The organism is Raoultibacter timonensis (genome assembly GCF_022845715.1).
GTDB lineage: Bacteria > Actinomycetota > Coriobacteriia > Coriobacteriales > Eggerthellaceae > Raoultibacter > Raoultibacter timonensis.
Genome location: NZ_AP025564.1, coordinates 3,513,704 through 3,540,319 on the forward strand (window position 1 = coordinate 3,513,704; position 26,616 = coordinate 3,540,319).

Below are 26,616 nucleotides of genomic sequence, written 5' to 3' on the forward strand. Positions count from 1 at the left end.
ACGCACTCGGTCAGAGCAATGCCCGATCGCCGCAGCTCCTACACGTAGAACAGAATATCGTTGTACGTGGGCACCGGCCAGTGATCGCGATCGGTGATCTTCTCAAGCAGGTCGATCTCCGTGCGCAGGGCCTCCATGGCGGGGATGCCCTCGTGCGCGTAACGGTTCGCCTTCTCCTGCTCGTCATCGAGCGCCGCAATTTCCTTATGCAGCGCATCGAGCGCCTTGAGCGCCTCGTTCGCCTTCGAAACGCCGGTCAGAAGCTTGTTCAGCACTTCCTCCTGCTGGGTGGTATCGGCACCCGGCACCGCTGCCTTGACGGCGTTCACCGTACTGGCCAGCTCGCCGAGGTACTCGTTGATGGCGGGCAGATACGTGCGACGCGCCATGCGCTTCATGACGCGGATCTCGATGTTCAGAAGCTTGTTGTACTTCTCGAGCTTGACCTCGTAGCGGCTGCGGACCTCCGCCTCGTTGAGCACGCCGAACTCCTCGAACAGGTCGATGCTCTTCTGGTCTATGTAGCACGGCAGCGCGTCGGCGGTCGTGCGGTGGTTTGCAAGCCCGCGCCTCTCTGCCTCGATCGGCCACTCGTCGGAATAGCCGTTGCCGTTGAAGATGATGCGCTGGTGATCGGTCAGCGTCCTCTTGATGTAGGCGATCGCAGCCGCCTCGAACTCCGCACCTTGTTTGCCTTCCATCTCGTCGGCGAATTCCTTCAAGCTCTTCGCCATGGCGGTGTTGAGGATCATGTTCGCGTCGGAAAGGTTCACAGCAGAACCCGGCATGCGGAATTCGAACTTGTTGCCGGTGAACGCGAACGGGCTCGTGCGGTTGCGGTCGGTATTGTCCTTGAGGAAGTTCGGCAGCACCGCCACGCCCAGATCCATGGCGACCTTGTCGGCGTTCGTGTACTCGTGGCCGTCGACGAGCGCATCGACGATCTCGCCGAGCTCGTCGCCCAAAAAGATCGAGATGATGGCGGGCGGGGCCTCATTCGCGCCGAGGCGATGATCGTTACCGGCCGATGCGACCGACATGCGCAAAAGCTCCTGGTAGTCGTCGACCGCCTGGATGACGCCGGTGAGGAACACGAGGAAACGCAGGTTGTCCATGGGCGTATCGCCCGGGTCGAGCAGGTTTGTCTTGCCCGCCGAAATGGACCAGTTGTTGTGCTTGCCCGAGCCGTTGATGCCCTCGAACGGCTTCTCGTGCTGCAGGCACACAAGGCCGTAGTGCGAGGCCAGAAGGCGCATCTTCTCCATCGTGAGCAGGTTCTCGTCGATGGCGCGGTTCGCATTGGTGAATACGGGCGCGAGCTCGTGCTGCGCAGGCGCCACCTCGTTGTGCTTGGTCTTGGCCGGAACGCCGAGCGCCCACAGCTCGTCGTCGAGTTCCTTCATGAACTCGTTGACCGACGGGCGAATGGCGCCGAAGTAGTGCTCCTCGAGCTCCTGGCCCTTGCAGGGCGGTGCGCCGAAGAGCGTGCGGCCGGTGAGGGCGAGATCCTGACGCTGCTCGTAGTCTTTCTCGGAGATGAGGAAGTACTCCTGCTCGGAGCCGACCGTGGTGACCACGTGGCGCTCGGGCTCGCCGAACAGCGCGAGCACCCGTTTCGCCTGCTCCTCGATTGCGCTCATCGAGCGCAGAAGCGGCGTCTTCTTGTCGAGCGCCTCGCCGGTGTAGCTGCAGAACGCCGTGGGGATGCAGAGCACCTCGTCCTTGATGAACGCGTAGCTCGTGGGATCCCATGCGGTATAGCCGCGAGCCTCGAAGGTGGCTCGCAGGCCGCCCGAGGGGAAACTCGATGCATCGGGTTCGCCCTGGATGAGCTCCTTGCCGGAGAACTTCATGATGGCGCGGCCGTCGCCCGTAGGATCGAGGAAGCTGTCGTGCTTTTCGGAGGTGATACCGGATAGGGGCTGAAACCAGTGCGTGTAGTGCGTCGCACCGTGTTCGATGGCCCATTCCTTCATTGCGTGCGCGACGTCGTTGGCGCATTCTTCGTCGAGGGGCTTACCTTCTTCAATGGTCTTTGCCAGGGTCTTGTACGTCGTCGAGGGAAGACGCTCCTGCATCGTCACATCGTTGAAGACCATGCTGCCGTAAATATCGGTAACCTTCGCCATGTTCGTTAACACTCCTCACCTGTTGCCTTTTCGCAGACGCCGTGTGCGATGCCAAGCAACGGTCTCATCAGGTACTGACCGATACAATATCACGAGGCCGCATCAATACACACGATTAACTTGCTGTTATCAAACTATCGGCGCAATGTTTCGGATAGTTTTCAGAGCCGAGAACTCTTGATTTCCCGGAAGCAATCTCGATCGCTTCCGGGAAAGCCCCCGATCCGGCAAAATCGGCACCCGCCGCTTGCTGGCAACGAGCTGCCCCGCTGCTAAACCAGGATTGATGCGCCCTCGCGTAGCGCCTGATGGCGACCTGGCGCTCCGGAGTCCCGAACGCGACCTGACGCTCCGGAGTCCCGAACGGGCGCATGTCGACATTGATTTAACGGCGGATGCGCTGTGCGATACGGGTTTTTCATCGTTGTGTTGCACTTTGGGCCGTCGTACGGGTCGCTATCCACCCCGCTGAGCGGATCCGTTTCAAATTGAGGTTCACTGTAAACCTCTGATCAGGCATTACTGTGAAGACAGACGGAAGGGCAATCCTTGAGGTGCCCCCAAACGCAACACAACGATGAAAAACCTGCACGGCAGTCTTCGCACGCCGACGACCTGCACGGCAGTCTTCGCCGACAACATGCACGGCGGCCTTCGCACGCCGACGACATGCATGGCGCCCTTCTCCGACAACGTGCGCGGCGGCCCTCGCCAGCCGGCAAGCGAGAACCTATTCGCTCCCATGGGCGCTCGATAACAGCCGAGCGTCTCGAAGCCCGAACCCGGCGCACGTTGGTTCTTGCTAGGCGGCTGAACCCCGATTCGCGACGGCGGAGCCCGGGAGTCGGGGCAAAAGCGTCGTAACCGCTGAGGACATCGGCAGCCCGCCGTGCTTTAAAAATTTGGTTCTTCGGTTATCATTTGCAGTAAATGCAATCGAGACGGCACATGCCGGAAGGATCCCATGTCTAGCGAAGAAGCATCTGCATCATGCACCATCGACACCGCCACCGGCAAGGAAGCGCCCGCGGAAATATCCTCGCAACGCGTCTACGAGATTTTCTCGGCGATCGCAAAAAAATACGAGCGGTTCAACGCCATCTCGAGTTTCGGCGCCTACAAAAGCTGGCTCAAGGGCATGATCGAACTCGCCCCGATCACCGAGAAGAGCAGCATACTCGATATCGCCGGGGGTACGGGAGACGTCTCGTTCACCATTGCCTGCTCTGCTCATCCGGCGCATATCCAGATCACCGATCTCGTACCGGAAATGCTCGAAGTCGCCAAAACCCACTACGACGAGGGCGCCGGGTGCGGGGTTCCCATCGATTTCGACGTGGTCGACGCGCAGAACATCCCCTACCCCGACAACAGCTACGACATCGTCACGATGGCATACGGCATCCGCAACATGCCCGACCGCGGGCGGGCCTTGAGCGAAATCATCCGCGTGCTCAAACCAGGCGGCACCCTCGTATGCCTCGAGTTCTCCACGCCGCCCAACCCGATATGGCGTGCACTGTACAATTTCTACCTCAAGCACATGATCCCGTTCTGGGGGGGGATTATCACGGGCGACAAAGAGGGGTTCGTCTATCTCAGCAGGTCGATCAAAGCGTTCCCCGACCAGAAATCGTACGCCGCCATGCTCGAGGACGCCGGGTTCCACAATGTGAGCTGGAAGAACTTCACCGGCGGCATCGCCGCCGTCCATACGGCGGTCAAGTAGCGGCATCAACGCCGCCCTCTCGAACTTCCGGGTGCGGCACCGCACGGCACCGCACCTTTGCGCGTGCGTGGGGAAACCCGAGGCTAGTCCGATATCGTGCCGTTAGCTCTCGGAGCCCGCACCTTTGCGCGCACACGGGTGCGGCGAACCTGCAAGAGCAACACGCAGTTGCTAGCCTGCGTGCCCGAACAACTCTATACTGGGCTCATCATCCACAGACAACAGGGAAACCGAGCCGAGGAGGCGCGATTATGGAAATGAAAACGGTGCTCGCGGATCTGCGCAGCAAAAACGGTCTCACCCAGGACGAGATGGCCGACCGGCTGCTGGTTACGCGCCAGGCGGTTTCGCGCTGGGAGAACGGGAAGACAACGCCCAACCCCGAATCGCTCAAGCTCATCTCGAAGGAGTTCAACGTCTCGATCAACGAACTGCTCGGCGGCGAGGAGACCGCGATCTGCCAAAGCTGCGCGATGTCGCTTCGGGAGGCCGAAGACCTGGGAACGGAACCCGACGGCGGCGTCAGCGGCGAGTTCTGCTCGCATTGCTACCAGAACGGCGGCTTCACCAACAACCGCACCATGGAAGAGATGATCGAGGAGAATTTGCGGTACTTGGACGAGTTCAACGCCGAAAACGGTTCGCATTACTCGGAGGACGAGGCAAGGGCCATTCTGGGCATGCATCTCGCCACGCTGAAGCGGTGGAAAAAGGACTGACCGCAATGCGGCGACCGCGGACTCCCACATCGCTTCAAAACCTCTAAAATCGCTTCGTCTACCGACTTGCAGACATTTCATTCCTTCGGGATGATCAAATACGCTGCGTAACGGGTATGATGGAAGCATGGATACCCCAACCGAACAATCGAGCCGGAAACCGCAGCCGAAGCTCTGGACGCCTGTCTTCATCCTGATCGTCGGACTGGCGCTCGGCTGCTTCGTCACCGGACAGGGCCTCAATGCCGGAACGTCGGTTTACATCGATCGCATGGGAGGCACTGCCACCTATTCGGGAATGCTCGCCGCCGTCTTCTCGGTCGCCGCAGCTATCACCCGATTCATCTGCGGCCCGGTGATCGATTCGAGGGGACGCGCGTTCGCTTTGACGATCGGAGCGCTGTTCCTCGTTGCGGGAACAGCGGGACCCGTCGTGTTCAACGACCCCCTCGCGTTCGTCGTGTACCGCTTCCTGCAAGGCATCGGATTTTCCGCGGTCACCACGGCCGCCGCAACGGCGGCAGCCGACGTGCTGCCCTATTCCCGACTCGGCGAGGGCATCGGCTACTACGGACTCGGCCAAGCACTTGCCATGTCGATCGGGCCCGCTCTCGCCCTGCTCCTCGTGGCAACGGATGCCCCCGACAACCTGTACTTCGGCCTCACGGGCATCTCGCTTGCCGTGCTCGTCCTGTCCCTTTTCTGCCGCTACGAGCGCAATCCCCAAACCCTCCCTGAAACTTCCGTGTACCGCATGCGCGCGGAGGCGAAGGACGCCGATCGAAAAAACAGCGCGGCTTCCCCCGATGCCGGGGCCGCGGGTGCACAAGCACAGGCGAGCACCGCGAACTCCGACCGTATCGCGAACGCAACGGGAAACGCGCCGTCTGGGGGCGAACCTGCTGCAGCAAACGGGCAGACCGTGGGCGGTGCGGCGACCATGGCCGAGGAGGATCCCGAACCAACGGGCATCCGTCGCACATTCGAGGCGCGCGCACTTCCGGGCGCACTGCCGATGGTCGTGCTCAGCCCGGCGTTCGGATTCGGCATCTTCTTCATCGGCTTGTACGGAACGTCGCTCGGCATCGGAAACGCGGGGCTGTTCTTCACCGTATCGGCTGTCAGCATGATCGCCGTACGCCTGAAATCGGACACATATATGGACCGCATCGCACCTCTCAAGGTATTCGCCGCAGCCGTAGCATGCGGCGTGATCGCATACCTGCTATTGCTTGCATCCGAGGCGAACGGGGCGTTCTACTACGCAGCGGGCTTCTTCTACGGCATCTGCCTCGGCGTGAGCATGCCGATCTGCCAATCGGTCGCGGTCAAGAACACACCTGCCGAGAGATGGGGCGCCGCCAACGCGCTGTACCTGCTCGCCACCGATGTAGGCGTCGGCATCGCCACGATCGTCTGGGGCGCCGTCAACGACACGTTCGGCTTCACCACGACCATCTGGTGCGTGATCGTCTGCATCGTGCTGTCGCTCGTGGTCGCACGGCTCGCGTTTCCGCGCGAAGCGAGGGAGCCGCACCGTTAGGCGATGGGCGATCCGGCAGCTTAATCTCCCACCCGCATCATGCGGTACCCGATGCCGACGTGCGTCTGGATGTAGATCGGATGCGAGGGATCGGGCTCGATCTTCTTGCGCAACGTTGCCATGAACACGCGCAACGAGGGGATATCGGAGGTAAAGGCCGTACCCCACACCTCCCGAAGAATGTAGGTATGCGTGAGCACCTTGCCGGTATTGCGGGCAAGCAGACACAGAAGCTTGTACTCGATCGGCGTGAGGTGGATCTCCTCACCACGGCACGTTGCGCTTCCCGCACGGTAGTCGATGCGCAGATCGCCGTTCTCGTACACCGCTTCCTCCTCGGTCGAAGCGCCGGCGTCGAGTCGGCGCAGGGCAACGCGCAAGCGCGCGAGCAGCTCTTCGACCGAAAACGGCTTCACGAGGTAGTCGTCGGCACCCGCGTCGAGCGCCTCGACCTTGTCGGCGTCCTCGATGCGCGCCGACAGCACGATGATCGGCATACGGGACCAGCCGCGAACCGAGCGGATGATGTCGACGCCGTCCATGTCGGGCAGTCCCAGATCGAGGATCACCAAGTCGATCCCCGTCGACGAAGTGAGCTCGAGCAGCGCCCGCTTGCCGCAGGAGGCCTCTCGATGGCGATACCCGTGCACCTCGAGCGTGGTCGCTACCAGATTGCGGATAGCCGCATCGTCTTCGACGATGAGAATCGTTCGCGCGCTTTCGCCCATCTACCTATCCTTCCTGCCTAATCTTCGTGTTCTGAATCCGATAAGCCGCCGCCATGGCCCAACCCGTCCATGGTTGCTTCGGGTAGCATAAACGAAAACACGCTGCCGTGAGGCTCGGCATCGGAAATCGTCAGATCGTCGCCATGCACGCGCACGATCGAGCGGCAGAGCGCCAGACCAAGCCCCATGCTCCGATGAGCATCGCCGCCCTCCTTGAGCGAACCCGCCATCGAACCGGTGAAGAACATACCGAATATGCGCTCTTTATCGGCATCGGGCACGCCTGAGCCGTTGTCGGCCACCGCAATGCGCACCGCATGCCCCGTTTCGGTTTTCTCGCGATGGGCCGATACCTCGATACGCGAACCCGGCGGCGTATACGAGATGGCATTGTTCACCAGATTGATGATGACCTGCATGATCAAGCGCGCGTCCGCCTTCACCATGAGCAGCTCGTCGGGAACATCGACGCGGATGTCGTGGGCGGCGCCCTTGCGATTGGTATGCGACACCGCTTCGCGCACGATATCCCCGACGATTTCGGGCTGCATGTTGAGCTCTATGCTCCCATCGTCGATGCGCGTTACCGAAAGCAGGTTCTCTACCAAGCTGATGAGCCAGCTCGAATCTTCGTAGATGTCTTCGTACATGCGCTGTTTCTGCGCCTCGCTCAAGCGCGCGCCCTCGGAAAGCAGCATATCGGCATCGCCCGAGATGCTCGTAAGCGGCGTGCGCAGATCGTGCGAGATCATCCGCAGAAGGTTCGACCTGAGCTCTTCCTTTTCGGCCTTCGTACGCATTTCGTGGCGCTCGCGCGCCGAATCGATCTGCTCGCATGCCTGTCCGCACTCGTCGAGTAAAGCGATGAGCAGGTTCTTTTCGAATGATCCGAAGTCCTCGCTATCTTCCTCCATCACAAGACCGGCCACTCCGAACACCGCACCCTTCGACCGGATGGGCAGATACAGACACCGCGCCTCGGCCAGCGTGCTCGTCGTAGCGCCTGCCCGCTCGTTGTTCGCGGCAACCCATGAGGCCACGGCAACTTCGTAAGGCGAAACGAGCTCCGCCGATTGCGCATCGCCTCCCCCGCTGCCGGGTACGTCGTACACCACGGGTTTCGAGAGGCGGCTTTCGGACCCCGCCTTGTACATGACCACCGGACGATCGAGTATCTTCATGATCTGCTTGGCGGCCGTGGCGAAGCACGCTTCGATCGACGTCGACGCCTGAAGCTCGCGGGTGCTTTCGAGCAGCACTTCCGTGCGGTAGGCGCGTCGCGCAGTGGCTTCCGATTGCCGCTTCATCCGTACCGTCAGCGATGAGGCAACCAGCGTCGAGACCATGAGGAACACGAAGATGAACGGATAGTTGATCCCGTACGCATCGAACGTGAAACGCGGCACCGTGAAGAAGAAGTTGTACGCGAGCACGCTGCCGAGCGCTGCGATAAGCGAGTAGAAGAATCCGTCGGCGCGCGTCGCAATCAGCAGGATCACGAACATGTAGCCCATGAGGATGACCGACGAGGCCAACCCGAGCTCGTGCACCGCCAACCCGATGGCCGTAGCGAGCGCAACCGCCAAAAGCGCCTTGAGCACATCGCCCGACGTAAGCTTGAACCCGGTCGCCGGCCGGAACCGGCTGAACTGAGCGGGTAGATCCTTCACCGGAACCACGTTGATAACCGCGCCGTACGACAGGTGCGTCAGCCGGTTTACAAGGTTTTCCTTCGAGCTGAACAGACCCTTGCCGCTTGAATTGCTGCCGAGCACCAGCTGCGTGATACCTGCGGTCATGGAGTATTGGGAGATGAGCACCGCAACATCGTCGCCGTGCATCGTCACGACATGCGCCCCGAGCTCCTCTGCAAGATCGATATTCGAGCGCAGCCGCTGCCGATCTTCGACATCGAGCTTCTTGCTTTCCGACGACTCGATGACGAGGGCCGTGAGCGCCCCGTGAAACGCCTCGGCCATATTTGCCGCAGCGCGAATCACCTTCACGTTGCCCGCGTCGGGCGTTACGTAGACAAGCACATCCTCCCCCGCTTCGACGCGGCAGGCGGTTCCGTTCGCATCGGGTGAGCGCGTCATGCGGTCGGCCATGCGCCTGAGCGCAATCTCGCGCAGCGCTGCAAGGTTTTTCTTCGTGAAAAAGTTCGAAAGTGCTACCCAACTGCGATCGGGGACGTACACCTTTCCCGCGTTGAGCCGCTCGATCAAGTCATCGGGCTCGATATCGATAAGCTCGACCGAATCGGCTCGATCGAACACCGAATCGGGAATGCGCTCGGCAACGCGAACCTGCGTGATGGCCGAGATCTTGTCGTTCAATCCCTCGAGATGCTGGACGTTCACGGTGGTGAACACGTTGATGCCCGCTCGCAGGAGCTCCTCGATGTCCTGATAGCGCTTCCGATGCCGGCTACCGGGAGCGTTCGTGTGCGCGAGCTCGTCCACAAGCAGGATCTGCGGCTTGCGCTTGAGCGCCGCATCGAGGTCGAACTCCCGCAGGGCGATGCCGCGATGCTCGATCGTGCGGCGTTCAAGCTGCTCGAGCCCGTCGAGCAACGCCGTGGTGTCGGCACGCGTATGGGGCTCGATATAGCCGGCAACCACATCGAACCCCTTCTCTTTGTATCCATGGGCGTCTTCGAGCATCGCGTAGGTCTTCCCGACGCCTGCCGCGTAGCCGAAGAATATCTTGAGTTTGCCGCGCCCCGGCTCGTCGCTGCGCTCGGCCTCTTTGATCTGGCGCAGAATCGCATCGGGATCGCGCCGTATCTCAAAGGCACTGTCGTCAACCATAAACCATGTCCTCGCTTCACCTCAGAGCACGGCGGCGCGCCGCACGAAACGGCGCGCCCATCCGCGCTTTGCCTATGATAGCACCCCGTCGAGCATGAGGTTCACCTTCAGTACGTTCACGCGAGCGTCGCCGAGCACGCCGAGCGTCGGCTGCTCGGTGCACGCTTCGATGATCTCGCGGATCTCGGAAGCGCTCTTGCCCGTGTTCTTCGCAAGGCGCTCCACCTGATACTCGGCCGCCGCCGGCGAAATGTCGGGATCAAGTCCGCTGCCCGAAACCGTCACGAGGTCGCTCGGGATGGGCTCATCGCCCTTCTCGGGATGCGCCTCGCGGATTTTCTCGACGCGCTCGGCTACGAGTTGCTCGAACTCTTCGCCCGCGGGCGTCAGGTTAGAAGCACCCGCCCAGGCGATCGGGTTGCCCTCGTCGTCGGTGAACGTAGACAGGTTGTAGTTCGTCGGACGGCCCCACAGATGATCGTCGTCCTCGAACTGCTGGCCGAGCAGCATGCAGTAACGGCTGTCGTTCACGCCGTCGCCATCGGCGTCAACCTCGATGATGCTGCCGTTCGCCTGATAGGGGAAGATAAGCTGCCCTATCCCCAAGCACACGCCCGTATACAAAACGCCGCAAATCACACTCATGATCACGAAGAACCCGACAGTCCTTCCGATCGTTTTTCCTATGCTGTAGTCTTTCATGATCGCGCTTCCTTTCGCATTCGATCGCAATCGCATATCCGTCGTATCCGTGCGGCGCCCGTCCATCCGACCGCACGCCGCGTTTCTCGATTTCCCTTAAGCCATGCCACACAAGGTAAGCAGCAGATCGATCGCCTTGATCGCCACGAAGGGCAACACGATGCCTCCAAGGCCGTAGACGAGAAGGTTGCGCGTAAGCAGGCTCTGCGAGGACGCTTCGCGGTATTTCACGCCTTTGAGCGCGAGCGGGATGAGCGCGACGATGATCAGCGCGTTGTAGATGATCGCTGCGAGGATCGCCGTTTCGGGGCTCGTAAGGCGCATGATGTTGAGCGCATCGAGCTCGGGGTACAGCGGAACGAACAGCGCGGGGACGATCGCGAAGTACTTGGCGATGTCGTTGGCGATCGAGAACGTCGTCAGCGATCCGCGTGTCATGAGCAGCTGCTTACCGATCATGACGATGTCGATGAGCTTCGTGGGCGACGAGTCGAGATCGACCATGTTGCCCGCCTCCTTCGCGGCCTGCGTGCCGCTGTTCATCGCCACGGCCACGTCGGCCTGCGCGAGCGCCGGCGCATCGTTGGTGCCGTCGCCCGTCATGGCCACCATGTGACCCTCCGCCTGATAGCGGCGGATCATGTCGAGCTTCGCCTCGGGCGTCGCCTCGGCCAGGAAGTCGTCCACGCCGGCCTCGGCGGCAATCGCAGCCGCGGTCATCGGATTGTCGCCCGTGATCATGATGGTCTTGATGCCCATCTTGCGCAGACTGGCGAAGTTCTCCTTGATGCCCTGTTTGACAATGTCTTTCAGATAGATGACGCCCACAATACGATGATCCCGAGCAACAAGCAGCGGAGTACCGCCTGCGCGAGAGATGTCTTCGACCCTTTGCCTGCATTCATCGCTGTACGAACCTCCGAATTTCTCAACGTAGCTCTTAATCGCATCGGCTGCGCCCTTGCGAATCTCATGACCGTCGAAATCGACGCCGCTCATGCGCGTAGCCGCCGAGAACGGGATCGACACCATACCCGACCCCTCGAGCTCGCGTTCGCGGATGTTGAAGCGCTCCTTGGCGAGCACGACGATGCTGCGGCCTTCGGGCGTCTCGTCGGTGAGGCTCGCGAGCTGCGCCGCATCGGCGAGCTCTTCCTCGGTTGCCCCGTCGACGGGGACGAACTCGCTCGCCTGGCGGTTGCCGAGCGTGATCGTGCCGGTCTTGTCGAGCAGCAGCACGTCGACGTCGCCCGCCGCCTCGACCGCACGCCCGCTCATGGCCAGCACGTTCGCCTTGTTGAGACGGCTCATGCCGGCGATGCCGATGGCCGAAAGCAAGGCTCCGATGGTGGTCGGCGCAAGGCAGACGAACAGGGCCACGAGCGAGGTGATCGTGGTCGGGTTGGCCATATCGGACAGGCCCGACGAGAACCCGCTGAACGTGAACAGCGATGCGGCTACGAGCAAGAATATGATCGTGAGGGCTACGAGCAGAATCTGCAGCGCGATCTCGTTGGGGGTCTTCTTACGTGTTGCCGATTCGACCATGGAGATCATCTGGTCGAGGAAGCTTTTGCCGCTTTCCTGGGTCACGCATACGACGAGCCAGTCGGACAGCACGGTCGTGCCACCGGTTACCGACGAGCGATCGCCGCCCGATTCGCGGATGACCGGCGCCGATTCGCCCGTGATCGCGCTCTCGTCGACCGAAGCGGCGCCCTGGACGACCTCGCCATCGGCGGGAATCTGCTCGCCCGCCGCTACGAAAACGTAATCCTTCTTCTTGAGCGTGGCCGAGTTGACCTCTTCGGAACGCGCGAAGTACAGGGAAGCGGGATCGCCCTCATGCTGGCCTGCGGCGAGGAGGCCCTGGGTGATCTTGTGGGCCTGCACATCGCGCTTCGCGGCGCGCAAGGAGTCGGCTTGGGCCTTGCCGCGCCCCTCGGCTATCGCCTCCGCGAAGTTCGCGAACAGGACGGTGAGCCAGAGGATCACGGCGATGGCCAGGATGAAGCCCGGCTGCTGATCGGCGATGCCCGCCAGCGAAAGCACGAACAGGATCGTCGTGAGTATGGCGGAAACGAACACCATGAACATGACCGGATTCTTCACCTGGTCCTTGGGATTCAGCTTCGCGAACGCATCGCGTACGGCACGGCTCGCCTGCGATTTCGTGTCGTATTGTTTCAGTGTGGCAGTTGCCATGGTTTCTCGCACCTTACCTTCTACATTACCATCTGAAGTTGTTCGGCTATCGGACCCAAGGCAAGGGCCGGGAACATCGTCAGAGCGCCTACGAGGAGTATGATCAGGATCAGGAGGAACACGAACATCGCATTGCTCGTCGATAGCGTGCCCGCCGTGGTCGCAACCTTCTTACGCGATGCCAAGCTGCCGGCGAGAACGCACGTTGCAACGATGGGAACGAAGCGGTTCACGAGCATCTCCAGACCGAGCACGACGTTGATGAACGGCGTGTTCGCATTGAGCCCCGCAAATGCGGATCCGTTGTTGCCCCCCGCCGAGGTTGCCGCGTAGAGCACCTCCGAAAAACCGTGGGCACCGGGGTTGTTGAGGCTATCGACCGTCGCAGGGTCGAGGCTCATCGCCGCAGCCCCCACGAGTATCACGAACGGCGTGGTGATGCACAGGATCACCGCCATGCGCATCTCCTTCGGCCCGATCTTCTTGCCGAGGTACTCGGGCGTACGGCCGACCATGAGCCCCGCGATGAACACCGTGAGCATCACGAACCCGATGAGCGAGTACAACCCGCAGCCCACGCCGCCGCCGATGACCTCGCCGAGCTGCATGAGCACCATGGGTACCATGCCGCCGATGGGCGTGTAGCTGTCGTGCATCGAGTTGACCGAGCCGTTCGACGCGGCCGTGGTGAATGCGGCCCAAAGCGACGAGTCCGTAACGCCGAAGCGAACCTCCTTGCCCTCCATGTTGCCGCCCGATTGGCCATCGACGCCCATGTAGACCGCGCCGTTTTGCGCAAGCTGGGGCGTACCTGACTGCTCAAAGAACGCAATGAGGCCAAGCGATACGACAAGCAAGATGAACACGGCCGCAAACACCGCCCTGCCCTGCCGGCGGTCGTTGACGAAGCGTCCGAAGCTGAACAGCAGCGCGATAGGCACGAGCAGCAGCGCGATGCACTGGATGATGTTGGTGAGCGGCGTGGGGTTCTCAAGCGGGCTCGCCGAGTTCACACCGTTGTAGCCGCCGCCGTTGGTGCCGAGCTGTTTGATCATAACCTGGCTCGCCTGCGGTCCCATGGGCACGATCTGCTTGTCGACCGTGTCGACCGCCGACGGATCGTCAGCCGCTACCGCATTGCCGTCCGCATCGATGCCCACCGGCTCGACGAGATCGACTTCCTGGTATTCGCTGAGGTTTTCAGGCATGCCGCTCGCAATACCGACGATCGACATGACCAAGCACAGCGGGATGAACACGTACATAACGCCGCGCGTAACGTCGACCCAGAACGATCCGAGGCCTTCACTGTTTTCGGCAACCATGCCGCGGAACAGGGCGAACAGGACCGCCATGCCAACGGCGGGCGTTACGAAGTTCTGCACGGTGAGGCCGATCGCCTGCGAGAAGTAGCTCAGCGAGCTCTCGCCGCTGTACGACTGCCAGTTCGTGTTCGTCACGAAGCTCACTGCCGTATTAAAAGCCAAATCCCACGATTGACCGGGCAACCCCTCGGGGTTGAACGGCAAGAACCCTTGGCACATGAGAATCGCCCACAAGACGATGAGCGATACCGCCGAGAACGCGAGAGCGCACAGCAGATAGCGCTTCCAGTTCATGTTCTCGTTCCTGCTGACCCCGATCACGCGGTAGAGAACGCCTTCAACCGGGCAGAGCACGCGGCCGAGCAGCGTTTTTTCTCCGGCCATCACCCTGTTGATGTACCCGCTGAGCGGTATGGCGAGGGCAACGAGGAGGGCGACGTAGATACCGTATTCCAGCAGTTCGTCCATCACCTTTCATCACCGCCTTTCAGCAGCACGTAAAACAGATAGAGCATCAAGGCGATGCTCAGGACGCCGATGACGCCGGCAACTGTTTCCATCTCATTCCAACCTTTCCGAATTTCCTTCTTTGCGCCCGGGCTGCGTGCGCACTACCGCCCGGGCTGGACTCTAGGTTAATCCGAGCCGCATTAACGCGTTGTTAAGGTCACAGGCACTGTATTAAGATCGGATAAAGATGACGGGCATCTGCGCATAAGCCAAAGAGGCCGACTCTGGCCGCCGTGTCGGACAAACGGGGCGCAAGGCGACGGGCGCCGTGCGAGCGATGGGCAAGGGTGGGCAAGGGCTGGCGCATGCCGAGGGCGGTTTGACAGCGGGGGCCAGTTTCGGGTAGCGTCCCGTACTGTCATCGGCATAAGCCCGTTCGGCTTCCAAGAACGCCGGATCGCCATCGGGGGCCCTGCGGGAACCGCGCCGACCCCGATTTAGCGGCGGATGACCCGAAGATGGCAGAGATTTCGACCTATGCCAATTATGGAATCAGATACATTATTGATATTTCGGCAGCTTCCGGAGAAACACCTGGTCGCGGATCTTTGAAAACGCACGCATCAATTACTTACTATAGTACATTTTGGCACAGGTCGAAATTTCTGCCACATTCGCAAGATCGGGGGCCGCCGCGATTGGCAGGGACCTCGAACGCAAGCAGAAAGCCGCCGCGACGCCCGATCATCCTCACGGCAAACCGTTCGCGAGCCGTTGGTTTACCCGGCGCAAAGCGCATGGTATTCTGACCCCGCACACAGCGTTTGGATGACGATTCCGGGAGATGCCCGCGCACGCGGGAGCCGAAGGGGCAGAAACTCTCAGGCAAAAGGACTGGAATCCGACAAACCTCTGGAAAGCCGTTCGATCGGCACCGAAGAAGCAAGCCCACGCGGGTTGCACGGCTGCGGGGTTCATCTTTCAGGTATGGAGACAGAGGCGCGCCCGGGGCAATCCCTGAGCGCGCCTTTTTGCATCCGGCCCCGCCCTGAAAGGTTTTGGCTCATGGAAAAGAAGACGCCCCTGTACGACGTCCACCTCGCTGCCGAAGGAAAAATCGTGCCCTTCGCCGGCTACCTGCTCCCCATCGAATACCCCACCGGCCTCATGAAAGAGCACCTTGCCGTGCGAAACGCCTGCGGGCTGTTCGACGTATCGCATATGGGAGAGGTGCTGTTCGAGGGCCCCGGTGCACTCGCAACGCTCAACCGCCTCATGACCAATGATTTCAGCGACATGGCCTACGGGCGCTGCCGCTACACGGCGCTATGCTACGAGGACGGCGGCATGGTCGACGACCTCATCGTATACCGTCTCGACGACGAACGGTTTCTCGCCGTAGTGAACGCCGCCAACAAAGACAAGGACGTGGCTTGGATGGCCGACCATCTGCTCGACGATACCGTGATGCGCGATCTGTCCGACGAGATCGCGCAGATCGCCGTCCAGGGCCCGCTCGCGCAGACGATCCTCGCCCGCGTGGCCGACGAAGCGGCACTTCCGAGCGCGTACTACACGTTCGAGCCGCACGTTGCGGTTGCGGGTTGCGATTGCCTTGTTTCGCGCACCGGCTACACGGGCGAAGACGGTTTCGAACTGTACTGTGCGCCCGCCGAAGCACCCGCGCTATGGGAGGCGCTCATCGGTGCAGGCGCCGAAGACGGACTCGTCCCCTGCGGACTCGGCGCCCGCGATACGCTGCGCCTCGAAGCGAGCATGCCCTTGTACGGTCACGAGATGGACGAAACCGTCGATCCGATGGAAGCGGGCCTCGCATTCGGCGTGAAGATGGGAAAACCCGGCTTCATCGGCAAAGAGGCCATCGCCGCAAAAGGATTGCCAGCCCGCACGCGCATCGGCATCGAGGTTACGGGACGCGGGATCGTACGCGAGCACGAGCCGGTGTTCGCCGACGGCAAGCGAATCGGCACCACCACCTCGGGCACGTACTGCCCGTTCTTGAAAAAGGCCTGCGCCATGGCGCTCGTCGAGACGGGATCGGCCGAAATCGGCGACTCGCTCGAAGTCGAAGTGCGCGGACGGAAAGTCGAGGCGCGCGTCGCACCCATGCCGTTCTACAAAAGGAAGCGATAGATTCAGACGGAACGCCCGTTCCGCCTCTTTTCGGCAGCACGGCCGCACAGGCAAAGGAGCCCGCGCGGTACACCGGAAACAGCGTCGGATCGTCCGACGCCCGAAGAAAGGACCATCATGGACTACCCCGCGGACCGCATGTACACCGAAACCCACGAGTGGGTCGCCGTTGACGGCGAGAACGCCACGATCGGCTTGACCGACTACGCGCAAAAGGAGCTTGGCGACCTCGTGTTCGTCGGCCTGCCCGAAGTGGGCGACGAGCTTGTGGGAGGAGAGCCGTTCGCCGACGTCGAATCGGTCAAGGCGGTCTCCGAGGTCATCAGCCCTGTCGACGGCACAGTCGTCGAGGTGAACGAAGAGCTGCTCGACAACCCGGCGCTCATCAACGAATCGGCCTGGGATGCCTGGCTCGTGCGCGTGGAGCCCGCCTCGATCGCCGTCGAGACGATGGACGCCCCCGCCTACGCCGAAAGCTGCGCACAATAACCACCCTGCCGCACGGTTGCCCCGATTCCCGATAAGCAGCCACGGCGAACCCCGAACAGAAAGGGCCCGCTACATGGGAAGCTATCTTCCGTCGACCTCGGGCGAACGCGAGCAGATGCTCGCCGATCTCGGGTTCGACTCGACCGACGATCTGTACGCCATCGTGCCCGAAGCCGCCCGCGCAGGCGAGCTCGACCTGCCCAGCGGGCTGACCGAGCTCGAACTGCGCGAGAAGCTCGGCGCCATGGCCGCCGAAAACACCGTCTTCCGCTCGGTCTTCCGCGGAGCGGGCGCCTATCGGCGCTTCGTTCCCGCACTCGTGAAAACCGTGATCTCCAAAGAGGAGTTCGTGACCGCCTACACGCCTTACCAAGCCGAGGTCAGCCAGGGCGTCCTGCAGTCGATCTTCGAGTACCAGTCGATGGTATGCGAGCTGACCGGCATGGACGTGTCGAACGCCTCGCTTTACGACGGGGCGACCGCTGCCGCCGAAGCGGTGTTCATGTGCCAGGATCGCAAGCGTTCGGGCGTTGTGGTATCGGCCACCGTGAACCCCCAGACCATCGAGACGGTGAAAACCTACTGCGAAAGCCGCGGGGTCGAGGTCGAGGTGATCCCCGCCAAGGGCGGCGCCACCGACGCGCCCGCGTTCGCTGCCGCGCTCGGCGAGGCGACCGCATGCGCCATCATCCAGCAGCCCAACTACTTCGGCATCCTCGAAGATGCGGGCGACCTGATCGAAGCCATCCATGCAGCGGGCGCTAAAGCGATCATGGCAGCCGACCCCGTATCGCTCGGCATCCTCGCAAGCCCCGGTGAACTCGGTGTCGACATCTGCGTGGCCGAGGGGCAATCGCTCGGACTCCCGCTTTCGTTCGGAGGCCCCTACCTCGGCATCATCGCCTGCACCTCGGCGCTCATGCGCAAGCTTCCCGGACGCATCGTCGGGCAAACGCAAGACGCGCAGGGCAATCGCGCGTTCGTCTTGACCTTGCAAGCCCGCGAGCAGCACATCCGCCGCGAGAAGGCCTCGTCGAACGTATGCTCGAACGAAGCGCTCTGCGCGCTCGCCGCGGGCACCTACCTGGCCTGCATGGGCCCCGACGGCCTCGCTCGGGCGGCAAGCTCCAGCTATGCGAAAGCGCACTATCTGGCCGAGCGCCTCTGCGAGATCGACGGGTTCGATCTCGCATGGGATGCGCCGTTCATGAACGAGTTCGCGACCACCTGCCCGCTCGACCCCGCCGCGCTCGAACGAGCGCTCGCCGAGCGCGGCGTACTCATGGGGCTGCCCATCGAGTTTGTTCCCGATGCCGCATCCGGCGGCTCCGGCACGTCCGAAGCCGCAGCCCAAGGGCGTCCGCACGGTTCCCCTGAGCGCGGCATCCTGTGGTGCGCCACCGAAATGAACTCGAAGGCTCAGATCGATGAGGCGGTCGAACTTGTAAAGGAGTGGGCGCGATGAACCTCATATTCGAACTCTCGAAACCCGGCCGCGCTTCCTCCCTTCTGCCGGAATGCGACGTGCCAGCAGCCTTTCCCGACGAGCGGTTTTGCCGTGCCAAGGCGCCCAACCTCCCCGAAGTGGCCGAAGTCGACCTCGACCGCCACTACAACCACCTCGCCGACGAGGCGTTCGGCGTGTGCGACGGGTTCTACCCGCTCGGCTCCTGCACCATGAAGTACAATCCGCGCATCAACGAAGAGATCGCAACGCTTCCCGGATTCGCCGATATCCATCCTTTGCAGCCGGCCTCTACCGTGCAGGGAGCGCTTGAAACCATGGCGCTCACCTGTGACCTTTTGGCCGAGATCACCGGCATGGACGCCGTCACGCTGCAACCCGCCGCAGGCGCGCACGGCGAGTACACGGGCCTTCTGCTCATCCGCGCCTACCATAAGGCCGCGGGCGACACGGCCCGAACCACGATCATCGTGCCCGATTCGGCTCACGGCACCAATCCCGCCACCGCCTCGATGGCCGGGTTCGACACGGTCAACGTTCCCTCGAACGAGCAAGGCGGCGTCGACCTCGACGCGCTGCGAGCGGCGGTCGGGCCCGATACGGCAGGGCTCATGCTCACCAACCCCAACACGCTCGGCCTGTTCGATCCCAACATCCTCGAGATCTGCGCCATCGTGCACGAGGCGGGCGGCCTGTGCTACTACGACGGAGCGAACCTCAACCCCATCATGGGCATCGTGCGCCCCGGCGATATGGGATTCGACTGCGTGCACCTCAACCTGCACAAAACGTTCTCGACGCCGCACGGCGGAGGCGGACCGGGTTCGGGTCCCGTCGGTTGCAAAGAGCACCTCGCAGCGTTTCTGCCGACTCCCGTCGTCGAGGAGCGTGACGGCGCCTACGTTCTCGTGGAACCCGAGCACTCGATCGGGCGCATGAAATCGTTCTACGGCAACTTCGGCGTAACCGTCCGCGCGCTCGCCTATATCCTCGCCCTCGGCAAAGAAGGCATTCCTCAGGCCGCGCGCACCGCCGTGCTCAACGCAAACTACCTGATGCGCAAGCTCGAGGACCTCTACACCATGCCCTACCCCGGGCCCTGCATGCACGAATTCGTCATGGACCTCGGCCCCCTCAAGGAGGAAACGGGCGCAAGCGCACTCGACGTTGCCAAGCGCTTCCTCGATTTCGGGATGCACCCGCCCACGATGTACTTCCCGCTCATCGTGCACGAGGCCCTCATGGTGGAGCCGACCGAAACCGAAAGCCGCGAGACGCTCGACGCTGCGGCCGAGGCGTTCCGCGCCATCTGGCACGAGGCCCACGAGAACGCAGAAGCGCTGCACAGCGCACCGCTTACGACGAGAATCGGCAGGCCTGACGAGGTGCAGGCGGCGCGCAAGCCCGTCGTCCGCTGGACGCCCGAGGAACCCGAGAGGCCTGCCGCGCAGGAAGGCGCCGAGTAGGCATGGCGAGCCCGATTGCGCCTCACGCAGCCGATGCTGCCCCCGACGAAACGGAGCCGACCGGATCGGGCTCGGCCGCAGCGGTCCCTGCCGAGCCGAAACCGCCGGTTTCCCGCGCGGCCGCTGCGGGCCGAGCCGGGGCGAATACGATCACGCCACGTTTCCTTATAAGCGAGTCGACCGACCCCTATGAGAACATCGCGACCGAGGAAGCGCTCGTCGACGCCGTCTTGCCCGACGAGTGCATCCTGTTTCTCTGGCAGAACGAGAACACCATCGTGATCGGTCGCAACCAGAACCCATGGAAGGAATGCCGCATCGCCGAGTTCGAAGCCGACGGCGGAAGGATCGCCCGCCGTCTGTCGGGGGGAGGCGCGGTCTTCCACGACATCGGAAACCTCAACTTCACGTTCGTCGCACGCGACGGCGTCTACGACGTGGCCCGCTACCTGGACATCATGTGCGGCGCCGTGCGCTCTTTCGACTTGGGCGCCCGCGTGTCGGGGCGCAACGATGCCACCGTCGACGGGGCGAAGTTCTCGGGCAACGCGTTCTTCCGCTCGGGCAGCAAGCGCTGCCACCACGGAACGCTCATGATCGACGTGGACATGGGCAAACTCGCCCGCTATCTGCAACCCGACCCGAAGAAGCTCGCCGCCAAGGGCGTCGACTCCGTGCGCTCGCGCGTGGTGAACCTCGCTGCGCTCAACACGCGCATCACGGTGGAAACGCTCTCGATCGCGCTCATCGAAGCGCTTTCGGAATCGTTCGGATCGGCAGCGCAACCCCTCGATGCCGATCGCTTCGACCCAGCCGACGTCGCACGGCGTCGAGAGCGTTTCGCCTCGGACGCGTGGAGGCTCGGGCACACCGCACCGTTCACCCACGCGCTCGACGAGCGCTTCGCATGGGGCAACCTCGATGTCGAGGTGCTTGTGGAAAAAGGAGCCATCGCGAATGCGCGCATCTTCTCCGATGCGCTCGATGCCGAATACATCGGACGGCTCGGCGAGGCCCTGATCGGCTGCCCCTACGAATTCAGCGCAATCGAGCGGCACCTTGAAGCCCTCGAAGCAGAAACGGACGCACAACGTGCGATGCGCGCAGATTGCATCGCGCTCTTCCGCAGCAGCTTTTAGAACAGAACCTCGAGCCCCCGAGCGGCAGCGGCGCCCACGCAGGCTCCGCCCGCACAGGAAAGGACACGACAGCATGGAATACTTCGAACTGGCGATCATCGGCGCAGGCCCGGGCGGCTACGTCGCCGCCATCAGGGCCGCGCAACTTGGCATCAAGACGGCGCTCATCGAGCGGGACGAGGTTGGGGGCACGTGCCTCAACCGCGGCTGCATTCCCACGAAGACCATGGCTCACACCGCCGAACTGTATGCCGAGCTGTCGCATGCCGCGCCGCTCGGCATACAGTTCGGCTCGGCTGCGGTCGACTACGATGCGCTCCGCGCACGCGTCGTCGAGGTGCGCGACTCGCTCAAAGACGGCGTCGAGGCGCTCGTCAATGCGAACGGCGTGACGCTTCTACGCGGCACGGCTACCATCGCGGGGCTCGGCTCTATCGCGGTTTCCTCGCCCGACGGCGCCATCCGCGAGCTTTCCGCCGACCATCTCATCATCGCGACCGGCTCCGCCCCCTCGATGCCCCCGATCGCCGGTATCGGCGAAGCTGGCGTGCTCACGTCAGACGATCTGCTCGAAACCGTGCCCGAACTCGACCGTCTCGTGATCGTTGGGGGCGGCGTGATCGGCATGGAGTTCGCGGGGATCTACACCGCGCTCGGGGCCGAGGTCACCGTCCTCGAAGCGGCTGCGCGCATCCTGCCGACCATGGATCGCGAATTCGGCCAGAGCCTCGCGATGACAGCCAAGAAGCGCGGTTGCGCGATCGTTGCAAACGCCCTCGTGGAAGCGATCGAGCGCACAGCGGACGGAACGCTGAGCGTTCGCTACAGCGCAAAAAGCGGCGAATTCCGCGCCGATACGGACGCCGTGTTGATAGCCACCGGACGCACCCCTGCCACAGGAGGCCTCTTCAGCGGGGGATTCGAACTCGAGCTCGAACGCGGCCGCATCGCCGTCGACGAGCATATGCGCACGTCGGTCGAGGGCGTGTTTGCCATCGGCGATGTGGCCGCCGCAGGAGCGCAGCTCGCCCATGCCGCCTCGGCGCAGGGCATCGCAGCCGTCGAGACCATCGCGGGGCAGAGCAGCTCCTTCGACCCCTTGCTTGTACCGTCGTGCGTGTACTCGTCGCCCGAAATCGCCTGCGTCGGCATGACCGAAGCGGAGGCGAAGGAGGCAGGCATCGCGGTGCGCACGGGCAAGTTCGCCATGGCGGGCAACGGGAAGTCGGTGATCACCGGGCAGGATCGCAGTTTCGCGAAGATCGTCGCCGACGAAGAGGGTCGCATCATCGGCGCGCAGCTCATGTGCGGTCGCGCGACCGACATGATCGGGGAGCTCGCCGTCGCAGTGGCGAACGGCCTCACGATCGAGCAGATGGGCTCCGCGATCCGCCCCCACCCCACATTCGAAGAGGCGATCGGCGAAGCGCTCGAAGCGCTCGGCAGCGGAGCCGTCCACGCCATGCCGAAACGACGCCCGTAAAGCGTGCCCGTGCCCGCCGTCATGCTGCAAGCACGGGCACGCAGCTATTGTCGACCCAAAGACACGGAATCACCGCCGAAACCGTGTTTTTGGGCCGACAATGCGTTCTCCCATTCCGCCCGCGTAATCGAATAGGCGACGTGGGGCATATCGATGCCGCAGTAGTGTTTGACGAACGTACCGCGCGGCGTCATGCCGTTTCGCTCGGCAACGCGTTTAGACGCCTCGTTCGTCGAGCGGACGAACGAGAACACCTCGTCGGAGCCAACTGTTTCAAACGCATAGTCCCTGCAAGCCGAAGCCGCCTCGGTTGCGTAGCCACGATGCCACTGCGAGCGAGCGAACAGATACCCGACCTCGACAACCTGCGTCTCGCCGTACTCCTGCAAGGTGAGGCCGCACTGTCCGACGAATGCCCCAGTCTCCTTCAGGATGACCGCCCAGAGCCCGAAGCCATCACGCACGTACCGATCGATCTGCCGCCGCAACCACTGCCGCACCTCAGCGTCGGAGAATGCATGCTCGTAGGCATACATGGCTTTTTCATCCTGCAAGATCGTGCAGAGGTTCTCGAAATCGCCATTGTCGAGCTTCCGCAAAGCGAGACGCTCGGTTTGGAGAATCCTTTCACACACGCTTCCCATTCCGTCAATCGACCACCCTAAACCTCAAAGCAGTTGATTCCCTGCGAACCGAGAATCAACTGCTTTGCTCTTTCTTACAAAGTATAGCCTAGCCAAGCGGATTAGCGTTCGTATAGCCTTCACCGAGAATCGTGGACATGGGGATATCGCCCATCCAATCATCTGCAACCGTTTTGCCAAGACGGCTTTCTACTATATGGCGCGCCGCCGCACAAGAGCACCAGAGGGCAACCGGTTGATTGGTGCCGCCGCCATACACTTGGCTATCCCATCCAGCGGTAGCAATGCCCGAAGCGTACAACCCCGCAATTGCTTTTCCATTGGGGTCTACCACTTGGGCATGAGTGTTGATGTGGATCCCGCCATTGGTATTGTATGCGTTCACACCAGCCTTCGCCGCATAAAAGGGAGCGGTTTTAAGCGGCCAAATAAACTCTTGCGGCTTCCCGTATTCATCTGCAGATCCCTCGGCTGCATTATTGTAGGCCTCAACGGTTTCGACAAAAGCATTAACATCGAAGCTTTCCACGTCGGCGGCAATCGCCCTGCCGAGTTCTTCAATCGTATCGGCTTGATAGAACCAATCCTTATCTTTTACTCGTTCGATTTCCGAACGAATCTCAAGCGGCGTACCTGATTTCGTAGCGCTATCGAAACCGTTGTGGCCGTTCTGCCACTGGCCCTCTTCCCATTTACTAACATAGGATTCATCGAACACCGAGAAAGCCTGGCTTTGCGATAGAACAACCTGCGGGATACAGGTAAAGAACAGCTGGGATCCAGTGTTGAATCCGAACGACTCATCGTAGAATCGGTTGCCGTACTGGTTCACGAACATGCTGGAGAATTGAAATCCTGCAGCGGTGTTGAGATCGGAGTTGAAACCACATGGATCATCGGCCGTACCAATTCCCGCAAAGAACCCATCTATTGTCTGCAGCCCGGTTCGACCGTGTGCCGTTTGCTCCACCATAAGATGGCCGTCGCCATCTTGACCGGTACCCAGCGGCATAACCTTGCCTAAATCAACGTTCGAGTAAAGGCTGAGCAGCTCGGGATTGGTGTTCATGCCTCCCGAAGCGATAACAACTGCCTTGGCATTGAGCTGGACAACGCTATCGTCTGCGGCCTTGTACTGGATGCCGGAAACCGTGTAGTCGTCTTCGAGAACGAGAGCGAAAGCACGTGCTTCGGTACGTATATCAACGCCGAGTTCCTGAGCTTGAGGCGTCAGCGTAGCGATGGCGGATGCCCCCGTACCGCCTTCGTACAGAGGCTGTCCGCTGCCATAATCTTCGATCTTAACTCCATGCTTGCCAAACAGCCAGTCGGCACAGTCACCTTGCTGAGTGCGAAGCGCGTAAAACAAAGAGGGATCCACGACGAAATTGCGCTGAATCATTTCGGCCTGGACCGCTGCCCGCGCTTCTTCGGGCGACATATTGAGATACCCGGCACCACCTTCGGCAAAGTTGGTGTTTCCGCCCAACGCGTTCTGCTTCTCCAACATGACCACTATCGCATCGGGGTCTTGTTCTTTGACAAACATGGCCGCCGTAAAGCCGCCCATGCCCGAACCCATCACGACAACATCGACATCTTCCGTAGAGTCGGGCGCAACGGGTATGCCAATTCCATCGGGGTTTGCATACCCAACCGCAACTCGAGAAGCGCTTGGCTGCATATTGTCAGCATTGTCTTCTGCACTTGCAACGCCTTCGGTTGCCTGCGGAGAGCATGATGCCAAAAGGGAGCCCGTTGCAGCCGCTGCAGCAGCAACGATACCTCCTTTCATAAACGTACGGCGATCAAAGCTTTTTACTGTTTCGCGCATAGCGAATCCCTCCATTCGGTGTGGTTTACTGCCTGGGAAGGATTTTAGGAACCGTTTTTTTCTTCAACAATCGCGAATAATGTGTGATTTTCCCACAGGGTCCCTATCTGGGGATACCCTACAATAATCGTATTTCCTCACCCATTTTTCGCGATATCGCGCAACGCCTCAACAAGCTCCTCGCGCGACGAGACATCCGCTTTCTTATAAATGTTGCGAACATGGGTTTTCACCGTATTGTCCGAAATAAACAAACCAGCGCTAATTTGCTTATAAGGCATTCTGCGCGCCAGCAGCATCGCTATCTGCGCCTCCCGAGCGCTAAAACCGAACCGCTGGATCCATGCATCAACTGCACTGTCTTCCAAGCACTCTTCGCCTTCGATCGAAAACGGATCTTCCGACATGCCGTCCTTGTCCAGGTTTTTCTGGGCGGTTTTTGCACGATAGTACATAAAGAGCGTCGACACGAGCAAGAGAAGGTACGTTAGTCCACTTGAGAATGCATTCGAGAATTGCGTGGGCACAAGTGCACCGAGCATCTGACCGAGCTGACTGCTGAAAAACAGTAAAGCAACCAGAAAGGTCAGCCGGTATTTCTTATCGCGTACAGCCAACACCGCGGCGAAGTACCACATCAGATTGAAGAAACAGGCAAACCCGCCTGTATTGATAGCCGTCGGTACAACATCGATCACCCCGTGCAGCGATACCAGCAGCATGCCCGTAGCAACGAGGGGCACGACGAAAAGGAGGCATTGCTCAAAAAGCGATTGTCGACCCTGGAGAAGAAAAACAGCGACCAGGAGAAGGGCGCAGATACAGGTACCTATGTACTCCGACTCCATTCCTGCGGATGCACCTGAATGCTCAAGACCCCCAGCCGCAAAAGTACGAACGAGACCGTAGGCAAAGCCCGTTAACACGGCAAGAACCACCAGCGGCTTTACGGTCATATCGACTTTTGCGGGAACCCGATCTGCATACATGGGACGGGCAAAACGGGCATAAGCATAGCAAGATACAGCGGCAATCACTATGAGCACCGCCGATGCAGCCATCTCTCCGACAACCGGTAGCCAGGAAAGGAGGAAAAATACCGCAACTCCAGCAACCGTCTCAACTGCAAAGACCAAGGGCATGAACCGTACTCCCATGCGCGCGTGCAACTCCCCGCAAAGAAGCAGCATGAAACTGTTCCCCACGCCCGAAAGCACCGCACCGCCAGCCGTTACCATAGGATTCGATTCTCCCAAAGCGGGTATAACAAGCAGGCCGAGCGCCACCGAGGCGCAAACGGCGAAAACCACGTACGAGCCACGCCATCCAGCAAAGGTGAACTGGGGCTTACGGCGCGAAACCAAAGTTGCTACGCCCAAGGCGATCACGGTTCCGGCAATAGTCAAGACGAACCTACCATCGTATCCGCTGATAAGAGAATCGACGGCAGCAATGCGAGCATTCCAAAGCAGCAGATAGTGGCTTCCCCACCAAGCAATACTTCCAAGTACGAGAAGCAGGTTGCCTCTAAGCACCTCCATAGCCTCGGTTAACAGGCCCCTTCCCCGTTCGTTATCTAAGCTATTTTCCCCTCGCACAAGA

At 61.3% G+C, this 26,616-nt stretch carries 18 protein-coding genes and 1 riboswitch; of the genes, 9 read left to right on the forward strand and 9 right to left on the reverse strand.

The window, feature by feature from the left end; translation table 11 throughout:
* Nucleotides 1-38 precede the first annotated feature (38 nt).
* Nucleotides 39-2,129, reverse strand: coding sequence for a glutamine synthetase III family protein (locus tag MWL89_RS14370; RefSeq protein WP_102380020.1), 2,091 nt, complete (start codon nucleotides 2,127-2,129; stop codon nucleotides 39-41).
* 964 nt (nucleotides 2,130-3,093) lie between these two features.
* Here MWL89_RS14370 and MWL89_RS14375 point away from each other — a divergent pair.
* From MWL89_RS14375 to MWL89_RS14385, 3 genes are all read left to right on the forward strand, one after another.
* Nucleotides 3,094-3,858 (forward strand): class I SAM-dependent methyltransferase, encoded by a 765-nt coding sequence (locus tag MWL89_RS14375; RefSeq protein WP_102380021.1) that lies wholly within the window; start codon nucleotides 3,094-3,096, stop codon nucleotides 3,856-3,858.
* Nucleotides 3,859-4,109: 251 nt separating this feature from the next.
* Nucleotides 4,110-4,577: a zinc ribbon domain-containing protein gene (locus MWL89_RS14380; RefSeq protein WP_102380022.1), complete on the forward strand. Its 468-nt coding sequence runs from the start codon at nucleotides 4,110-4,112 to the stop codon at nucleotides 4,575-4,577.
* A 127-nt stretch (nucleotides 4,578-4,704) separates the two neighbouring features.
* Nucleotides 4,705-6,120: an MFS transporter gene (locus MWL89_RS14385; protein ID WP_219724322.1), complete on the forward strand. Its 1,416-nt coding sequence runs from the start codon at nucleotides 4,705-4,707 to the stop codon at nucleotides 6,118-6,120.
* 20 nt (nucleotides 6,121-6,140) lie between these two features.
* Here MWL89_RS14385 and MWL89_RS14390 read toward each other — a convergent pair whose 3' ends face one another.
* The 5 genes from MWL89_RS14390 to kdpA all read right to left on the reverse strand — a co-directional run bounded on the left by MWL89_RS14390 (nucleotide 6,141) and on the right by kdpA (nucleotide 14,358).
* A complete protein-coding gene (locus tag MWL89_RS14390; RefSeq protein ID WP_102380023.1) occupies nucleotides 6,141-6,848 on the reverse strand; it encodes a response regulator in 708 nt (235 codons plus the stop codon).
* A gap of 17 nt (nucleotides 6,849-6,865) precedes the next feature.
* The gene (locus tag MWL89_RS14395) at nucleotides 6,866-9,658 is read right to left on the reverse strand and encodes a sensor histidine kinase (RefSeq protein WP_244386947.1); all 2,793 of its coding nucleotides are present in this window, start codon (nucleotides 9,656-9,658) and stop codon (nucleotides 6,866-6,868) included.
* A 72-nt stretch (nucleotides 9,659-9,730) separates the two neighbouring features.
* Nucleotides 9,731-10,360: a K(+)-transporting ATPase subunit C gene (kdpC, locus tag MWL89_RS14400; RefSeq protein ID WP_244386948.1), complete on the reverse strand. Its 630-nt coding sequence runs from the start codon at nucleotides 10,358-10,360 to the stop codon at nucleotides 9,731-9,733.
* A 96-nt stretch (nucleotides 10,361-10,456) separates the two neighbouring features.
* Nucleotides 10,457-12,565: a potassium-transporting ATPase subunit KdpB gene (gene kdpB / locus MWL89_RS14405; RefSeq protein WP_244386954.1), complete on the reverse strand. Its 2,109-nt coding sequence runs from the start codon at nucleotides 12,563-12,565 to the stop codon at nucleotides 10,457-10,459.
* Between the two features lie 20 nt (nucleotides 12,566-12,585).
* Nucleotides 12,586-14,358 carry a potassium-transporting ATPase subunit KdpA gene (kdpA, locus tag MWL89_RS14410; RefSeq protein WP_244386956.1) on the reverse strand — a complete coding sequence of 591 codons (1,773 nt, stop codon included), beginning with the start codon at nucleotides 14,356-14,358 and terminating at the stop codon, nucleotides 12,586-12,588.
* An 810-nt stretch (nucleotides 14,359-15,168) separates the two neighbouring features.
* Nucleotides 15,169-15,247: riboswitch (glycine riboswitch) on the forward strand.
* A gap of 158 nt (nucleotides 15,248-15,405) precedes the next feature.
* Here kdpA and gcvT point away from each other — a divergent pair.
* The 6 genes from gcvT to lpdA all read left to right on the forward strand — a co-directional run bounded on the left by gcvT (nucleotide 15,406) and on the right by lpdA (nucleotide 22,536).
* Entirely contained in the window at nucleotides 15,406-16,494 is a 1,089-nt protein-coding gene (gene gcvT, locus MWL89_RS14415; protein ID WP_102380027.1) for a glycine cleavage system aminomethyltransferase GcvT, read from the forward strand.
* A 117-nt stretch (nucleotides 16,495-16,611) separates the two neighbouring features.
* The gene (gene gcvH / locus MWL89_RS14420; RefSeq protein ID WP_102380028.1) at nucleotides 16,612-16,983 is read left to right on the forward strand and encodes a glycine cleavage system protein GcvH; all 372 of its coding nucleotides are present in this window, start codon (nucleotides 16,612-16,614) and stop codon (nucleotides 16,981-16,983) included.
* Nucleotides 16,984-17,056: 73 nt separating this feature from the next.
* Nucleotides 17,057-18,448: an aminomethyl-transferring glycine dehydrogenase subunit GcvPA gene (gene gcvPA / locus MWL89_RS14425; RefSeq protein ID WP_244386958.1), complete on the forward strand. Its 1,392-nt coding sequence runs from the start codon at nucleotides 17,057-17,059 to the stop codon at nucleotides 18,446-18,448.
* Nucleotides 18,445-19,914: an aminomethyl-transferring glycine dehydrogenase subunit GcvPB gene (gcvPB, locus tag MWL89_RS14430; RefSeq protein WP_244386960.1), complete on the forward strand. Its 1,470-nt coding sequence runs from the start codon at nucleotides 18,445-18,447 to the stop codon at nucleotides 19,912-19,914. Before gcvPA ends, gcvPB begins: the two co-directional genes overlap by 4 nt.
* 2 nt (nucleotides 19,915-19,916) lie before the next feature.
* Nucleotides 19,917-21,053: a lipoate--protein ligase gene (gene lplA, locus MWL89_RS14435; protein WP_244386962.1), complete on the forward strand. Its 1,137-nt coding sequence runs from the start codon at nucleotides 19,917-19,919 to the stop codon at nucleotides 21,051-21,053.
* Between the two features lie 73 nt (nucleotides 21,054-21,126).
* Nucleotides 21,127-22,536, forward strand: a complete 1,410-nt coding sequence (lpdA, locus tag MWL89_RS14440) for a dihydrolipoyl dehydrogenase (RefSeq protein ID WP_244386966.1) — start codon at nucleotides 21,127-21,129, stop codon at nucleotides 22,534-22,536.
* A 44-nt stretch (nucleotides 22,537-22,580) separates the two neighbouring features.
* Here lpdA and MWL89_RS14445 read toward each other — a convergent pair whose 3' ends face one another.
* From MWL89_RS14445 to MWL89_RS14455, 3 genes are all read right to left on the reverse strand, one after another.
* Nucleotides 22,581-23,171 carry a GNAT family N-acetyltransferase gene (locus MWL89_RS14445; protein ID WP_244386968.1) on the reverse strand — a complete coding sequence of 197 codons (591 nt, stop codon included), beginning with the start codon at nucleotides 23,169-23,171 and terminating at the stop codon, nucleotides 22,581-22,583.
* 97 nt (nucleotides 23,172-23,268) lie between these two features.
* Nucleotides 23,269-25,014, reverse strand: a complete 1,746-nt coding sequence (locus tag MWL89_RS14450; RefSeq protein ID WP_244386970.1) for an FAD-binding protein — start codon at nucleotides 25,012-25,014, stop codon at nucleotides 23,269-23,271.
* A gap of 137 nt (nucleotides 25,015-25,151) precedes the next feature.
* Nucleotides 25,152-26,555 (reverse strand): helix-turn-helix domain-containing protein, encoded by a 1,404-nt coding sequence (locus MWL89_RS14455; RefSeq protein WP_244386972.1) that lies wholly within the window; start codon nucleotides 26,553-26,555, stop codon nucleotides 25,152-25,154.
* Nucleotides 26,556-26,616 lie beyond the last annotated feature (61 nt).

Excerpts from the sequence above, each read along its gene's own strand:
- lplA (WP_244386962.1), top strand. The coding sequence starts at position 19,917 with ATGGCGAGCCCGATTGCGCCTCACGCAGCCGATGCTGCCCCCGACGAA.
- MWL89_RS14375 (WP_102380021.1), top strand. The coding sequence starts at position 3,094 with ATGTCTAGCGAAGAAGCATCTGCATCATGCACCATCGACACCGCCACC.
- MWL89_RS14380 (WP_102380022.1), top strand. The coding sequence starts at position 4,110 with ATGGAAATGAAAACGGTGCTCGCGGATCTGCGCAGCAAAAACGGTCTC.
- MWL89_RS14455 (WP_244386972.1), bottom strand. The coding sequence starts at position 26,555 with ATGGAGGTGCTTAGAGGCAACCTGCTTCTCGTACTTGGAAGTATTGCT.
- lpdA (WP_244386966.1), top strand. The coding sequence starts at position 21,127 with ATGGAATACTTCGAACTGGCGATCATCGGCGCAGGCCCGGGCGGCTAC.
- gcvH (WP_102380028.1), top strand. The coding sequence starts at position 16,612 with ATGGACTACCCCGCGGACCGCATGTACACCGAAACCCACGAGTGGGTC.
- gcvPA (WP_244386958.1), top strand. The coding sequence starts at position 17,057 with ATGGGAAGCTATCTTCCGTCGACCTCGGGCGAACGCGAGCAGATGCTC.
- kdpA (WP_244386956.1), bottom strand. The coding sequence starts at position 14,358 with ATGGACGAACTGCTGGAATACGGTATCTACGTCGCCCTCCTCGTTGCC.
- MWL89_RS14450 (WP_244386970.1), bottom strand. The coding sequence starts at position 25,014 with ATGCGCGAAACAGTAAAAAGCTTTGATCGCCGTACGTTTATGAAAGGA.
- gcvPB (WP_244386960.1), top strand. The coding sequence starts at position 18,445 with ATGAACCTCATATTCGAACTCTCGAAACCCGGCCGCGCTTCCTCCCTT.
- MWL89_RS14395 (WP_244386947.1), bottom strand. The coding sequence starts at position 9,658 with ATGGTTGACGACAGTGCCTTTGAGATACGGCGCGATCCCGATGCGATT.
- kdpC (WP_244386948.1), bottom strand. The coding sequence starts at position 10,360 with ATGAAAGACTACAGCATAGGAAAAACGATCGGAAGGACTGTCGGGTTC.
- MWL89_RS14385 (WP_219724322.1), top strand. The coding sequence starts at position 4,705 with ATGGATACCCCAACCGAACAATCGAGCCGGAAACCGCAGCCGAAGCTC.
- kdpB (WP_244386954.1), bottom strand. The coding sequence starts at position 12,565 with ATGGCAACTGCCACACTGAAACAATACGACACGAAATCGCAGGCGAGC.
- gcvT (WP_102380027.1), top strand. The coding sequence starts at position 15,406 with ATGGAAAAGAAGACGCCCCTGTACGACGTCCACCTCGCTGCCGAAGGA.
- MWL89_RS14370 (WP_102380020.1), bottom strand. The coding sequence starts at position 2,129 with ATGGCGAAGGTTACCGATATTTACGGCAGCATGGTCTTCAACGATGTG.
- MWL89_RS14390 (WP_102380023.1), bottom strand. The coding sequence starts at position 6,848 with ATGGGCGAAAGCGCGCGAACGATTCTCATCGTCGAAGACGATGCGGCT.